This window comes from Sphingobacterium psychroaquaticum, assembly GCF_004421025.1.
GTDB classification, from domain to species: Bacteria; Bacteroidota; Bacteroidia; order Sphingobacteriales; family Sphingobacteriaceae; genus Sphingobacterium; species Sphingobacterium psychroaquaticum.
The window spans coordinates 2,151,346-2,166,041 of sequence record NZ_CP038029.1 but is presented as its reverse complement, the minus strand read 5'-3'; the positions used below and the strand labels follow the sequence as shown (position 1 = coordinate 2,166,041).

Annotated in this window: 11 protein-coding genes; 5 read left to right on the top strand and 6 right to left on the bottom strand. The window is 41.2% G+C overall.

Going from position 1 to position 14,696, the window contains the following annotated elements:
• Nucleotides 1-79: 79 nt before the first annotated feature.
• A complete protein-coding gene (locus E2P86_RS09110) occupies nucleotides 80-1,375 on the top strand; it encodes an NAD(P)/FAD-dependent oxidoreductase (RefSeq protein WP_134432568.1) in 1,296 nt (431 codons plus the stop codon).
• 32 nt (nucleotides 1,376-1,407) lie between these two features.
• On the opposite strand, the gene E2P86_RS09105 is transcribed toward E2P86_RS09110, so the two are convergent.
• The gene (locus tag E2P86_RS09105; protein WP_134432566.1) at nucleotides 1,408-2,373 is read right to left on the bottom strand and encodes a hypothetical protein; all 966 of its coding nucleotides are present in this window, start codon (nucleotides 2,371-2,373) and stop codon (nucleotides 1,408-1,410) included.
• Between the two features lie 223 nt (nucleotides 2,374-2,596).
• On the opposite strand from E2P86_RS09105, the gene lpxB reads away from it, so the two are divergent.
• Together lpxB and E2P86_RS09095 are read left to right on the top strand one after the other, a co-directional pair.
• The gene (lpxB, locus tag E2P86_RS09100) at nucleotides 2,597-3,718 is read left to right on the top strand and encodes a lipid-A-disaccharide synthase (protein ID WP_085471926.1); all 1,122 of its coding nucleotides are present in this window, start codon (nucleotides 2,597-2,599) and stop codon (nucleotides 3,716-3,718) included.
• Nucleotides 3,719-3,770: 52 nt separating this feature from the next.
• Complete coding sequence (locus E2P86_RS09095; protein ID WP_234991106.1) at nucleotides 3,771-4,409, top strand: hypothetical protein; 639 nt, start codon at nucleotides 3,771-3,773, stop codon at nucleotides 4,407-4,409.
• Nucleotides 4,410-4,469: 60 nt separating this feature from the next.
• On the opposite strand, the gene trxA is transcribed toward E2P86_RS09095, so the two are convergent.
• The 3 genes from trxA to E2P86_RS09080 all read right to left on the bottom strand — a co-directional run bounded on the left by trxA (nucleotide 4,470) and on the right by E2P86_RS09080 (nucleotide 10,656).
• Nucleotides 4,470-4,787, bottom strand: coding sequence for a thioredoxin (trxA, locus tag E2P86_RS09090; RefSeq protein ID WP_085471927.1), 318 nt, complete (start codon nucleotides 4,785-4,787; stop codon nucleotides 4,470-4,472).
• A gap of 102 nt (nucleotides 4,788-4,889) precedes the next feature.
• Nucleotides 4,890-9,314, bottom strand: a complete 4,425-nt coding sequence (dnaE, locus tag E2P86_RS09085; protein WP_134432564.1) for a DNA polymerase III subunit alpha — start codon at nucleotides 9,312-9,314, stop codon at nucleotides 4,890-4,892.
• A 133-nt stretch (nucleotides 9,315-9,447) separates the two neighbouring features.
• Nucleotides 9,448-10,656, bottom strand: coding sequence for an FN3 domain-containing metallophosphoesterase family protein (locus E2P86_RS09080; RefSeq protein ID WP_085471929.1), 1,209 nt, complete (start codon nucleotides 10,654-10,656; stop codon nucleotides 9,448-9,450).
• Between the two features lie 387 nt (nucleotides 10,657-11,043).
• Here E2P86_RS09080 and E2P86_RS09075 point away from each other — a divergent pair, with 387 nt between their 5' ends.
• The gene (locus tag E2P86_RS09075; RefSeq protein ID WP_134432562.1) at nucleotides 11,044-11,655 is read left to right on the top strand and encodes an HAD family hydrolase; all 612 of its coding nucleotides are present in this window, start codon (nucleotides 11,044-11,046) and stop codon (nucleotides 11,653-11,655) included.
• Nucleotides 11,656-11,657: 2 nt separating this feature from the next.
• Here the strand turns inward: E2P86_RS09075 and E2P86_RS09070 are convergent, their stop codons facing one another.
• On the bottom strand, nucleotides 11,658-12,989 hold the full coding sequence (locus tag E2P86_RS09070; protein WP_134432560.1) for an outer membrane beta-barrel protein: 1,332 nt from the start codon (nucleotides 12,987-12,989) through the stop codon (nucleotides 11,658-11,660).
• A 12-nt stretch (nucleotides 12,990-13,001) separates the two neighbouring features.
• Nucleotides 13,002-13,613 carry an RNA polymerase sigma factor gene (locus E2P86_RS09065; protein WP_085471932.1) on the bottom strand — a complete coding sequence of 204 codons (612 nt, stop codon included), beginning with the start codon at nucleotides 13,611-13,613 and terminating at the stop codon, nucleotides 13,002-13,004.
• Between the two features lie 219 nt (nucleotides 13,614-13,832).
• Between E2P86_RS09065 and E2P86_RS09060 the strand changes: the two genes are divergently transcribed.
• On the top strand, nucleotides 13,833-14,696 hold the full coding sequence (locus E2P86_RS09060) for a universal stress protein (RefSeq protein WP_085471933.1): 864 nt from the start codon (nucleotides 13,833-13,835) through the stop codon (nucleotides 14,694-14,696).

Sequence of the window (14,696 nt, the reverse complement as noted above, 5' to 3'; positions counted from 1 at the left end):
TTATAGGTGGTTTGTATATTCACTTATTGCATAGACAACCACCTTATATCGATTGCAGAACAAAACGATCAGTGTATTTATGGCAGACATCAAAAAACATATTGTTATAGTAGGTGGAGGATTCGCGGGTATTAACTTCATTAAGGCGCTAGGCGACAATCCGGCCTACCATGTGACCTTAGTGGATATCAACAACTATAACTTCTTCCCCCCTCTTATCTATCAGGTAGCAACAGCTTTTATCGAATCTTCTAATATCAGTGCTCCTTTCCGGAAACTGTTTAGAAAATACAAAAACTTTTCTTTCCACCTGGGAAAATTAATCCAGATCAACAGTGCCGGTAACACGATTGAGACAGATGCTGGCGTTCTTTCTTATGATTATTTGGTATTAGCGACCGGTACAGAGACGAACTATTTTGGCATGGAAAACGTGAAGAAAAATGCGTTTCCCATGAAGAATATGAGTGATGCGTTAGCTATTCGTAATAAAATATTACTAAACCTAGAGGAATATATCCAACGTAAAGACGACCCAAATAGGGACGCCTACTTAAATATTGTCGTTGCTGGTGGTGGTCCTTCTGGTGTTGAGCTTTCCGGAATGATTGCTGAGCTCAGCGATCGTATCATCAAAAGAGAGTACCCTGAATTAAAAGAGATCAAACCAAGAATCTTCTTGGTTGATGCGGGTGCTGCCCTACTGGGGCCGATGAGCAAAGTAGCACAACAGGAGGCAAAACGTGTGCTTGAGAATTTGGGAGTAGAAATTACGTTAGGCGTTGCTGTTAAGGATTACATAGATGATGTCGTCTTTTTAGGGGACGGTACTGAAATAAAAACAAAAACATTACTCTGGACTTCGGGTGTTATTGCACGTGAACTACCGGGACTACCGGCAGAGGTTATCACGCGTGGTCGCCGTGTCTTGGTCGATGAATTCAACGCCGTACAAGGTTATTCTAATATCTTCGCTATCGGCGATATCTGTTTTCAATCGAGCGACCCGAACTTCCCTAATGGTCACCCGCAACTTGCTCAAGTGGCAATGCAACAAGGTGTATTATTAGCGAAAAACATTGTTAAGAAAGACACAAACAATATATTAAAAGCTTTTTCGTATTGGGATAAAGGAAGTATGGCTGTTATCTCGCGTTATAAAGCGGTAGCCGACTTACCGAAACTATCGTTTACAGGATTATTTGCTTGGTTGACCTGGTTATTGATCCACCTTATCCCTATCGCGGGATTCCGTAATAAAGGAAAGTTAATCGGAAACTGGACTTGGTCCTTCTATTCGGCAAACTCAGGTTTACGACTTATTATCCGAAGTGAGCGAAAACGTGATAAAAACGAAGTACGTACAAATGCATAATAAAAAGGGGCTGGTTAACCAGCCCCTTTTTATTATTTCTTTTTCTTCTTTTTATCTTTCTTCACCACGCTTTCTGCTATTTTTTTCATTGTTTTCTTCAATTTTTTAGCGGATTTCTCTCTCTTCTTCTTGGCTTCTTTTTTAGCTTTTTTGTCTTGCTTTGCCTTTTTTTCTTTCTTGGCTTTATTCTCTTTTTCTTTGGCCTTTTCTTTTTCTTTAGACTTATCTTTTAGCTTCGCCGTTTCCTTCACTTTATCTTTGCTTTTGGCCTGTTCAGCTTTTGCATCATCTTTCGATTTTTTTACCTTAAACTCTTCGCTATAGCCAGACTCCTTTCGTAACATTTTGACCTCTTTCGCATCGATCGAATTACTTTCTTTCTTAGGTGTCGACTTTTTGTCGCTCTTCTTTACCTCTTTCTCAGCGGCCTTACTCTTTACTCCCGCAGAACTCGTGCTATTAGCTTTGGGCACGTTTACGGGCACGATCTCTTTGTTAATCTTTACAGGAATAAGCTCTTTTTTCGGCTCAACCTTGGTCTGTGGAGCAGGTGTACTTTTGCCGACACTTGCTGTAGCCTTTTTAATAGGGGCTTTACTTAGCGCAGCCTTTACGACCTTCGCCTTTGGCGCTACCGCTGTTTTTGCAGCAGGTGTAGCGGTCTTCACAGCTGCAGCCGTTGTTTTGACTGGTGCTGATGTTGTCTTAGATGCCGCCACAGCGGGTTTCGAAGCACTAACTTTCGTTCCAGAAGGTTTAGTTCCGGTGGTTTTGGTTGAGCTTGATTTTGCTGTTGTAGTTTTACCAGCCGCTGCTTCTGGACTGCTTCCAGCACTTGTTTTAGCTTTCGCTGTTACAGTAGCCTTTGTAGCAATCTTCGTTGTTACTTTTTTAGGTGCGGGTTTGGGAGCTGGTTTAGTTACGGGAGTCGTTTTGGTCTCGGGCGTTGTATTTTCTACAGACTGCCCATCCTTTTGCTCACTTTTTTCTGTTGTCATAAAATACCTATTAAGGTTCTATAATAAAAGATAAACAAGGCAATAAGGTTTTTGTTTATCTTATAAATAACAAACCATCCTCCGGTTCGTATTAAGCTAATTTATAAATTATTAATTGATATTTATCTACTGAAGCGATTTCTATTTTATAATCCCCATATAAATTGCGTATAAACGCAATTTTATCTAAGTTTAACTAGAAAAAGAAATGGAGCTCAAGCATATGAAATACTATATAGTTGCCGGTGAGACCTCGGGCGACCTTCATGGCGCAAATCTGATTGCTTCTTTAAAACGGGAAGATCCGCATGCAGATTTTCGTATTGTAGGAGGCGACCAGATGAAAACTGCAGCCGATCAAGATCCACTTATACACACTTCTGCCATGGCTTTCATGGGCTTTGTCGAAGTATTGATGAATTTAAGCACGATACGTCAGAATCTTAAAGCTGTAAAAGAGGATATTATCCGTTACCAACCGGACACACTCATCCTAATAGATTTTCCAGGATTCAACCTTAAGATTGCTGCGTTCGCCAAAAAGAAAGGAATACGTGTTTGCTACTACATCTCGCCTAAAATATGGGCATGGAATCAAGGTCGAGTTCATAAAATAAAAAAAATAGTGGATCACATGTTGTGTATCCTGCCTTTTGAGGTTGACTTCTATAAAAAATTCAATTATTCAGTAGATTATGTCGGGAACCCACTTTTAGATGCGATCTCCAGCTACCAGTTTAATCCAGCGTTCAAGGAAGATAACGGCCTTAATGAACGTCCTGTTATTGCTTTGCTCCCAGGGAGCCGAAAAATGGAAATTGAGAAAATACTACCAGAAATGGTGGGTTTGTATTATCTATTTCCGGCCCATCAGTTTGTAATTGCCGGTGCCCCCAACTTTGGCACCGATTATTACCAACGCTATATCGGAGACCTTCCTATTCGAGTGGTCTTTAACCAAACGTACGATTTATTACAGGTCGCTGATGCAGCGGTAGTCACCAGCGGTACAGCTACTTTAGAAACGGGCATACTTAAGGTACCACAAGTTGTCGTATATAAAGCGAATGCTTTGAGCATAAAAATCGCTCGACTTCTTGTAAAAGTAAAATTTATTTCACTCGTAAATTTGATTAATAACTTCCTGTCTGTCCGTGAATTAATCCAAGAAGATTGTACGACACGCGCTATCGCCGATGAGCTTAAAGAGCTGATTAACAACAAGGAACATCGCGCAAGTGTATTAGAGAATTACGACATCTTAGCCGAGAAGTTAGGACAACCTGGTGCTTCGCAAAAGGCAGCGAAATTAATTTTTTCTTACACAAGCGACAGTAGTGATTAAACTTTTTTGATGTATCTATACTCTAACGAATAGAAACAAAAATTTAAACACTATGAAAATAAAGCGTTTTATAATTTTGATGTTCGTTGGCCTATTGACTTCTGCCGCGATACAGGCGCAGACCAATACGCAACATATCAGCAAACTTGAGCTGGGGAAAAAGAAAAAACAATATTTTAACGATCGTGATTCATCGTCTGTCATTTATATTGACACATTAATCATGAAGGATAAGTCATCCTTGATATTCATGGGTAAGAAAGATGTTAAATTGGTCGTTAAACATGCTGAAATTGGAGATCGTGCATCGATTAGCGGTATTGCAGGACGAAACAATGCATCGAACTTCGATATTGAAATTAACTTTAAGAAACTAGGTTCGCTTTACGTGATAGCCCGAGGCGAAGATGCAATGAATGGCACACGTACCGATCCGAATGGGGACGGTGGTATCGTGAAGCTTAAATATGATGGCAATGGTATCGCACCACAGACGACAGATAGAAAGAAGAAGAATTACTTGTTGGTTGATGTGTCCGCTGGTGGACGTGCTATAAACCCTACATCGGACCTGAATCAGATCTATTCTAGAATTGCGATGTCGGCACCTGGGCTTCGTGGTTTACCACAAGGACAAATTTATTCGGGTTCCCCTGGCAAGGAAGGAAAAGTAGAAATTGAAAAACTATAATGCAATACCCATAAAATAATCATATCAAAAATAAAGCCGCTCTAGAGCGGCTTTATTTTTTTATAACTGTTTCGTTAATTTTTCTACTAAAACAGATTTAGGCACAGCGCCTACTTGTTTATCTACAATCTCGCCATTTTTGAAATATAATAATGCCGGAATGTTACGGATACCATATTTCACGGAAATATCAGGATTATTATCTACGTTAACCTTACCCACTACGGCTTGGCCTTCGTATTCTTTTGCGATTTCATCTACAACCGGACCAACCATGCGACATGGACCACACCATTCTGCCCAAAAGTCAATCAATACGGGTTTATCTGATTTTAATACAAGCTCTTCGAAGTTGCTGTCTGTAATTTCTAATGCCATAATATCTAATTTTTAATCAATTCTTCGGTAAATCTAATATACAAAGATAGCTAATAGAAAAAATATAAAAGCCATTGCAAATTCATATTTTTCTATACCCTATCAATTTAATTTATACTTCACTCCTTCTACCGCATCGATACCATCCAAAAATTCATTTGTCAAGATAATCTTCAAGGCTTTACCCGGAAGTTCGATACTTATCTCACCTTGAATATCAACTACTTGAAAATTAAGTTGACAATATGCCTCCTGTCCTTCTTGTTTCGTTCCTTCAATCAGATCTTCCATTAAATCAATAAATTCATTGTTCAGGAGATGAAGTGGAATCTGTACTGTTAGTGATTTGGCCATTTTCTCGCGTAAATCAGACAGCAATTGAATACCTTTAAGCTCAAACCCCCAGTTTCCCACTTGTTTGAAACGTTCTTGGACTAAACCGCGTATCTGCACAAAGAAACCTTCTTGTAAATAGCCCTTAAATTTCACATAATCCTCACCAAAGACCATAATCTCAAAAGAATCGCCATAATCTTCAATAATGAAGGAACCAAACGGCTTACCATTTTTAGAAACACGGTGGTTTGCCATGGCTATAATTCCCCCAACCACGGCCTCTTTGTTCTTTATCCGATTAAACTCAATCAATACTTCCTCTTCAACCTCACTCGCTTTCACTTTGTTGATAAGCTGTAAATCCCGAACAGTGTTAGCGCAGAATCGTTTAATCTCAAACCTGTAGTTGTCCAAAGGGTGACTCGTCAAGTATATTCCGATCACATCCTTCTCATACTTCAGTTTCTCAATTAACCCCCATTGCGGACAAGGGGCCATAACGGGTTCAGGAAGTTCCGTTGCAGCGGAACCGCCAAACAAACTCGCCTGAGCTGAATTTTCATTCTCTTTTATTCTATTTCCATATTTAATAGCTTTTTCTAACCCCGTAGAGTTATCACCATCATTATGGAAGTATTGCGCTCGATGCGTCGTAGTAAAACTATCAAAACCGCCTGCATACGCTAAACTTTCAAAAGCTTTTTTATTAGCCGATCTTAAGTCAATACGCTTCGCTAGATCAAAGACAGATTTGTACTTACCATCTTTCTCTCTCGTCTGCACAATGGTATCTACCGCACCTGCTCCTACACCTTTTACTGCACCAATACCAAAACGCACAGCTCCTTGATCGTTTACGGTAAACTTATAATATGATTCGTTTACATCTGGCCCTAAAACCTCCAGTCCCATGCGGCGACACTCTTCCATAAAGAAGGTCACCTGCTTGATATCATTCATGTTATTGGAAAGCACGGCGGCCATATATTCCGCTGGAAAATGTGCTTTTAAATACGCCGTCTGATAGGCCACCCAGGCATAACATGTAGAGTGCGACTTATTAAACGCATAAGACGCAAATGCTTCCCAGTCGGTCCAAATCTTTTCCAACACTTTTGCATTGTGCCCCTTCTCAACGGCCTGACCAACGAACTTAGGCTTCATTTTGTCCAGAACAGACTTTTGCTTCTTACCCATTGCTTTACGCAGTACGTCGGCATCACCCTTAGAGAAGCCCGCCAATTTCTGTGACAACAGCATTACCTGTTCTTGATAAACTGTAATACCATATGTTTCATTCAGATACTCTTCACAAGCATCCAAATCGTATGTAATAGGCTCAATACCATGCTTACGCTTAATAAAGGATGGGATATACTCCATCGGCCCCGGTCGATACAAAGCATTCATGGCGATCAAATCGGCAAAAACAGTTGGTTTCAGCTCTTTCATGTACTTCTGCATCCCCGGCGACTCATACTGAAACACACCGATTGTTTCTCCCCGTTGAAAGAGTTCATAAGTAAGCTCGTCATCAATAGGGAAATTATCCGGATCTAATTCAATTCCATGTCGAAGCCTAACATTTACTACGGTATCCTTGATCAGGGTTAGGGTCTTTAATCCCAAAAAGTCCATTTTCAGCAATCCCGCACTCTCTACCACCGAGTTATCAAACTGTGTAACAAAGAGTTCTGAATCTTTTGCTAAAGAGACCGGAACGAAGTTCGTTATATCGTCGGGTGTAATAATAACCCCGCAGGCGTGGACACCTGTATTACGCATGGATCCTTCCAGCACACGAGCCTGCTTAATAGTCTCGGCTTCGAGTCCCGCACCATCTGCTAAAGACTTCAACCGGTTAACGGCTTCAATTTCCTCACTCCGCAACACTTCTTTTAACGACTTTTCATCGAGTGAGAAAATCTTACTTAGCTTTAAATTCGGAATTAGTTTGGCAATATCATTCGCTTCCTGGAGCGGAAGATCAAGTACCCGTGCAGTATCCTTAATGGAGGACTTGGCCGCCATCGTACCGTAAGTGATGATTTGCGCCACTTGGGAAGCACCATACTTATCAATTACATATTGCATGACCCGTCCACGACCTTCGTCGTCAAAATCCACGTCAATATCGGGCATCGAAACCCGATCGGGATTTAAGAAACGCTCAAATAGCAAGTCATATTTAATGGGGTCAAGATTAGTAATTCCCAAACAATAGGCTACAGCTGATCCAGCTGCAGAACCACGACCAGGTCCAACAGATACCCCCATTTCACGCGCTTTTGCGATGAAATCTTGTACAATTAGAAAGTAGCCCGGATACCCCGTACGCTCAATAGTAGCAAGCTCAAAATCTAACCGCTCGGTTACGATCTCATCAATCTCATCGTATCGTTTCCTCGCTCCTTCATAGGTAAGATGTCTTAAAAAAGCGTTCTCACCACGCTTTCCTCCATCTTCATCATCCTCCTGATGAATAAACTCATCTGGAATTTCGAATTTTGGAAGTAAGACGTCCCTGTTTAAGGAGTAAATATCAATCTTATCCAGTACCTCTTGGATGTTGATGATCGCTTCCGGCAAATCAGCGAACACCTTTTTCATTTCGTCTGCCGACTTGAAATAATACTCTTGGTTAGGTAAACCGAAGCGAAATCCTCGTCCCCTCCCTTTAGGTGTACTTAATTTTTCACCATCCTTCACACACAGTAGGATATCGTGCGCATGGGCATCTACCTTATTGACGTAATAAGTGTTATTTGTAGCAATAAGTTTCACCTCATGCTTATGCGCTAGCTGAATCAACGTTTCATTGACACGGTTCTCATCTTCTTGCCCGTGACGCATCACTTCGATGTAAAAATCAGAACCAAAAGTATCTTTCCACCAAAGAAGAGCTTCCTCCGCCTGTGCTTCACCAATATTCAAGACTTTACTCGGCACCTCTCCTTGCAAGTTACCGGAAAGAACAATAAGGTTTTCTTTATACTGCTCGACAACCGATCGATCAATACGAGGCACATAATAAAATCCTTTAGTGTAAGCGACAGAGGCCATCTTGGCGAGGTTATGATACCCTTCCTTATTCTTCGCTAAAAAGACCATCTGGTACCCATTATCTTTCCGTGTTTTATCGGTATGATCTTCACAGACATAGAACTCCCCTCCTACAATAGGCTTTATAATCCGCCCAACAGGCTGTTCACCCTTCTCCATGGCATCGGCATTCTTCGCTTCAATATCTTTGTTATAGTTCAGCGCATTGCTCACGAAGTGGAACGCTCCCATCATATTTCCATGGTCGGTTAACGCGACAGCGACCATATTTTGTTTAGCCGCCGCCCCCACCAAGGAAGGGATGGAAATCGTTGATTGTAAAACTGAAAACTGGGAGTGGTTATGGAGATGCACGAACTCTGCATCTTTAAGTGCTTGAAGTAAGGATTCGTCAACCTCAACCGTTGTACTACCAGACTTACTTTTATTTCGGATAGCGTCCGACGCGGCCTTTAAGTTGATATGCTTTAGGCCAGCCGTTGGAATTAAATCTGGGTTATTTTGTTTAAAGTCTACAAAATAACCCGTGTCAACTTGTAGTTCTTCAGGCGTGAATACTTCGCGACGTACCAATTCAAAAAAACAACGCGTAGTTGCCTCCACGTCGGCGGTCGCATTATGCGCCTCCGCAAAAGGAACACCGAATAGGTAGGCGTGTAACTCCGTTAGATTAGGCAATTTGAAGCGTCCTCCCCGTCCTCCAGGAAGTTTCAAAAGGTCTGCTGTAACTTCGGTACAGGTATCCAAGAGCGGCATGCTTGCCATCTTTGAATCAACTCCATAACGATAAAACTCGCACCCCATGATATTGATATCGAATCCCAAGTTCTGTCCAACAACAAATTTGGCTTTTGCCAAAGCTTCATTAAACTTCACCAGAACATCCATCAGAGGCACGCCATCTTGTTCCGCTAGCTCGGTAGAAATACCATGAATTTTTTCGGAATCGTAGGGGATATTAAAACCATCGGGTTTTATCAGGTAATCCTGATGCTCCACCAATCGCCCCATCTCATCATGTAGCTGCCAAGCAATTTGAATACACCTCGGCCAATTATCGGTATCGGTAATAGGTGCATCCCAACGTTTTGGTAAACCCGTCGTTTCCGTGTCAAAAATAATATACATGTATCTTCCCTTTTCTACTTACTAGCAAAGTTAATAAAATATACGCCTGTTTTATCCACACAAACTCCGGAGTTACAAACAGCCCGGTCTTGTGTTTGTCTTATCGACCTGCTACACAAAACCGGGCTGGCGGTTATTTCGTCAATTTCTTTTCGGCAATAATACGCCCGTCATCGCCCAACATCTTATAGGTTAAGTCATTTCCTTTTCCTTCAATAGTCACCAAAGTACGATTTCCTTTTTTTGGTCCACCGCCGATCAACAGCGTATATTTATGATCCTTATCTGGCGGATAATGTCCGTGTTGATGGCTATGCCCGGCTACAACTAAGTCAACTCCATTCTTATCAAAAAGCGGTGAGAACTGGTTGCGACAATGTACAGTCCCATGCCACTCATCGGAGTGATAAGTCGGAATATGCATTACAACAACCTTAAACTTCGCTTTTTTGTAGGCCTTACTAGCCATCACCTTCGTCAACCAAATGGCTTGCTCCTCGCGATAGGCATCGTAATCAGACAATCCGGCATAGACCTCATGGTCATCGGGCTTATCCTCTCCCGTATCTAAAAATATCCAGTACACATTCCCTGAAGCAAAACTGTGGTAATAATGTCCCGAATCATGCTTTACGTATTTATTATAGTCAAATGCATATCCACCTCTTGTTTCATGGTTACCCCGATTTATTATCATTGGAATACGTCCTTCAAGGGCTTTTGATAAGGGAGCCAATGCCTTTTTGCTATAATCGTCTGCTGTGGATAGATGATGGACAGCATCCCCATTGTTGACCACAAAATCCAATGTGTTTTTATTCACCAAGGCTAAAAGGTCGGCGTAAGTCGCTGTATCTTCATGCACATCATTAAAGACACAACAAGAGACTGTATCTTGAAGCTTTGTATCAAGCGTTTTAAATTGACGGTCGGCTGTTTTTATCTCCGCCCCATAGACAATCTTATAGGGATCAAATTTGGTTATTTCTTTGGAGCAAACCCGGTAGGTATATTGCGTGTTCGGCTTCAGTCCTTTTAAAGTAATTCGTGATAGCACGTCATTTGCATGGCGAAGCCCCTCATGTACTTCATAAAAACGTTCTACCTTTTGGTTTTCATCCATACGTTCTACCCACGTGAACGCCTTCCGATTTACCACGGTAAAGATCGTTACTTCATCTTGCTGAAGATTTTGCAAATAAGGCTCAACAACAAATGAAAAACTCCCCTCATCAGACGAGGAGCTTCGAATAAATGGACTTGCCGTTAAACTAACAGGCAAAGTCGATACCGACGCCGCAACAGTCAGCTGTCTTAAAAAATTCCGTCTTGTTTTGTTCATTACAACATAAAAAGATTAGTGATGAGCCTCCAAACATAAACAGTGACATGTCGAAAATAGATCGAACAGGTGATGTTTTGTTTGAACACTACAAAATAAGTTAATAAAGCTGTTTGTTAAGTTTTAAATTTAGGTAAGCAAACATACCTAAATTTGGTTTTATACGCAACAAAAAAAGAAACACCCAGAGCGGGGAGCTCCAGGTGTTCATACTAACCAATTATCAACCTAAATTATGAAATTTGAAACTATAACGGAGTTGCTCAAACAATTGTTACAGCGGGGGCATAAAAAAGATAGATTCTCACATTAAAGTTACAAATACCGAGGCGTTACGCCTTATTCTCGATGGCCCCAACTTTAATATGGTTTTATTATGTTTGCAGCATGAACACTATTTCGTTAGAAAAATACAAAACGCTGGAAGAGAAGTCAGCTAACTATACGGCTTTGCTCTATGATGTGGACGGCACGCTAGCTGACAATATGCACGCACACAAAGCGGCATACGTTGCCGTTGCAGAAGAATACGGGGTTAAATTAGATCCTAATATTGTGGAGGAGCTGGCAGGATGGCCCACCATTGATGTTGCGCAGGAAATCTCCACACGATATCAAACTATTTTTGACATCCATACGTTTGCAAAACGAAAATCAGCCATCTTTATAGAACGTTTTATTCATGATACCCAACCAGTCGATTATGTATTGGCGCATTTATTATCGAATATCGGAAAGAAAAAAATTGGAATTGTTTCGGGTGGGTCCCGTTCAACCTTGGCTATCACACTGGATGTAATTGGACTTACCGATAAATTTGAAACATTGGTTTGTGCAGGTGATACTCCACTAGGTAAACCTTCTCCGCAACCCTTTCTACTTGCGGCGAAAAACCTAGGAGTTGATCCAACTGAGTGCTTGGTATTTGAAGACGGCGACCCGGGAGTTCAAGGTGCCATAGCAGCTGGAATGGGATGGGTCCGGGTGGATCAAATCTAGTCCTAGAAGGTTGTAATCACTTTTATCCCACCGTTTGTATAATTCATGTCGGCTCGTTTAAACTGGCCGACAGGGATTTTCACGTAAGGCTCAATAGAAAGCTTCAATGCCTTCGAAAGGTTTGTTTTCTTACCGATAGAGAAGTTCACAAATCCGGCAAACCCATTTGGATCCACATTATTATCCACCGATTGCACCTTTCTTTCGACAACTTTTACATCTTCATTCGTCGGACGTTCTGTGTTTGAGGTTGACGAAAACATCAATGGATCTGCATTTTCTTGATAGTGATTGAAGCGTTCCTGCGATAAAACAGCAGCATAGGATACTCCAACACTTGTATAAAACTGTTTCCCCATCTTGTATTGCAATTCCAACGGGATATCCAATGTCTGTACTTTTCCTGTTACGGCATTGATATTAGGCAATGTTGCATAGGTTTTGTATGGCATATCTTTTGAAGCCTGACCGACGACAGGTGAATTTTGTACTTGTTCTTTCCCATACATTCCCGAAGGTAAAATACCCACCTCATATTGATTGAAAGAAGCGCCGGTACGAAGTGTCAGCTTATCATTCAATTGATACCCTAATATCAAACCACCGCCTAAATCTATTTTACTATCTGTTGTACTTGGACTCAAGAAGGCACCAAGTTCCATTTTAGATAGGATACGCATCTTTTTAGGCGCCAAATCAAGGGCTTGATTCTCCTTTTTAAAACTTGAACTGGCATCTTGTTGCGCTAGTGCAAATCCCATTCCCAGGTCAACATCTGCAACCTGCGGATCGCCATCGTGAACATCTCGAAGTACGGGGCGTCCCACCGCTATATGCGTATGCGCAAGTTGTGATGCCTGAACGTTCGCCGCTGTCTCTGGGGTAATTGAAGAGAGAATCTGTTGCACCGCAATCTGCGCACGTTGCGCGAAAGTATTTGGCAATGAAACGGCCGCATTATGTGCATCTCCACTTTCTACTCGAGCAAGCTCTTCACTTTCATTCGTATTCATAAGAGGAAGTTCGGTTGCAGCATCGGACGAATTGCCCAAACCACGCTCTGCCGGCGAAGCAGTAGATCTTTGATCTGTATGCACAACCTGTTGAACAGGAATATCAACCGTTTGTCGTTGGGAGATAAATAAGCCGATGCCCATAGCAACGACTGCCGCTGCAGAAGCCCAATACCAGCCCGTAAGCCTTCTGGTCTTCCCTGCCGACTCATACGTCGCTTTATAGCTTTCCCAGGCTCCTTGTTTATATGGAGTTTCCTCGAAAGCTTTAAGCTGCTCTCTGACAACGTCGATTAATTCCTTGTTATTTTTATCCTTCATCTTACTCTTTAGTTAAGGATTACTATTACGTAATGCCCCAAATTCTTCTACATACAACTTCCGCAAACGCTGCTTGGCCCTGGTGAGGTACGTCCGCGACGTACTCTCCGGAATATCCAACATCTTCCCTATTTCTTCATGTGTATAGCCCTCGATTTCAAACAAATTGAAAATCGAGCGTTGCACATCTGGTATCTGATTTAATAGCTTTAGGATGTCCTCTACCGCTAACCGATCGGTTACCATAACAGCTTGCGACATCACATTCTCTTCGTCGTTATCTTCAAAAAGATTGGTTTGCTTTTTTGTACGTAAAAGATCGATTGATGTATTTACAGCTATTCGTGCCATCCAAGACTTAAATGTCTTTTCTAGAATCTCTTCGTCGGGGTGTCGTTCAAAACTTTCAAGTTTCCGAAAAACCTTCACAAAAGTTTCGTTTACAGCTTCTTCTGCATCCATCTCTTGCGCGATGTAACGCAAAACTACCGCCATCACATAACCATAATACTTCTTATACAGGAAGGCTTTACCACGCTCAGTATTAGCCAAAAGACAGTCATCCAAAGCTTCGCGCAGCGAAAATGGCTTGTCTCTTTTGAAATACTGTTTTATACTCTTCACTTAAATCGTCTGTTCAGATTGCCAAATTACTTAAATAATCTTCTATTATCAGAACAGCGGATTAATTTTTTCGCATGCTTTAAGCCTTACTTTATTACTATAAACGAATACGCATTTACAAACGCTACACGCGAAGAAAAAAGCGTATTGGGGTTCTATAAAAACTTGTTTAAACAAAATAAAAGCATTAAATTAGGATAATCAAAAATCGAATGAGTCATGAGAAAGATATTATTCCCTACCGACTTTTCAGACGCTGCTAACAATGCTTTTTTATATGCATTAAGCTTAGCGAAGGAGATGGACGCAGAAATATATGTGATGAATACCTATATGCAGCCTGTTTTATCAGCAACGCATGCGGGCCAACCAGAAATGGTTCCTGAGGTCTATGAAAATTATGAGTTGCATCGTTTCGAGAGCTTTAAAAAATACACTGCGCAATTGCGTGATATGGCGCATAAGCAGAATAGATCTGATATTCCCTTAACCTTTTTGTTTGAAGAAGGTACTGTAGTTTCCAACGCACAAACGATTATCGAAAAAGAGGGTATCCATTTGGTTGTTATGGGTACGAATCGTGCAACAGGTATTATTGATAAAATTTTCGGTTCGAACACGATTGGGGTTATCCGTGGTGTAAAGGTACCGGTGTTATCCGTTCCGCGGGAGGCGTCTTATCAAGGTATTAAAGAGATTGTCTTCACAACGTTGTTCCGCCAAAAAGATGAAGCAGCATTGAGAGAAATCCTAGAACTTGCGAAGAAGTTTGGTGTTAAGGTGAAGTGTGTCAATGTCAATAAGAATAATGATGTAGATATCATTGGTGTGGCTGATCATTGGGAGAACATTTTTAAAGATTACGAACTTGAGTTTGTTTTCTTGGATTTCGATGAGAGCATTGAGAATACACTTAATAAGTATATTGCTGCCCATAAGGTTGACCTTCTATGTGTTGTGAAACGCAACCGTACGTTCTTAAATCGTTTATTTGTTTCTAGTATCAGTAATAGGCTGACGGTACACACAAATACGGCTACGTTAATCTTGCATGAAGGAGATAATACGGAGGAAGTTTTTTAG

Excerpts from the sequence above, each read along its gene's own strand:
- E2P86_RS09060 (WP_085471933.1), top strand. The coding sequence starts at position 13,833 with ATGAGAAAGATATTATTCCCTACCGACTTTTCAGACGCTGCTAACAAT.
- E2P86_RS09105 (WP_134432566.1), bottom strand. The coding sequence starts at position 2,373 with ATGACAACAGAAAAAAGTGAGCAAAAGGATGGGCAGTCTGTAGAAAAT.
- trxA (WP_085471927.1), bottom strand. The coding sequence starts at position 4,787 with ATGGCATTAGAAATTACAGACAGCAACTTCGAAGAGCTTGTATTAAAA.
- E2P86_RS09095 (WP_234991106.1), top strand. The coding sequence starts at position 3,771 with ATGAAAATAAAGCGTTTTATAATTTTGATGTTCGTTGGCCTATTGACT.
- dnaE (WP_134432564.1), bottom strand. The coding sequence starts at position 9,314 with ATGTATATTATTTTTGACACGGAAACGACGGGTTTACCAAAACGTTGG.
- E2P86_RS09070 (WP_134432560.1), bottom strand. The coding sequence starts at position 12,989 with ATGAAGGATAAAAATAACAAGGAATTAATCGACGTTGTCAGAGAGCAG.
- E2P86_RS09110 (WP_134432568.1), top strand. The coding sequence starts at position 80 with ATGGCAGACATCAAAAAACATATTGTTATAGTAGGTGGAGGATTCGCG.
- E2P86_RS09080 (WP_085471929.1), bottom strand. The coding sequence starts at position 10,656 with ATGAACAAAACAAGACGGAATTTTTTAAGACAGCTGACTGTTGCGGCG.
- lpxB (WP_085471926.1), top strand. The coding sequence starts at position 2,597 with ATGAAATACTATATAGTTGCCGGTGAGACCTCGGGCGACCTTCATGGC.
- E2P86_RS09075 (WP_134432562.1), top strand. The coding sequence starts at position 11,044 with ATGAACACTATTTCGTTAGAAAAATACAAAACGCTGGAAGAGAAGTCA.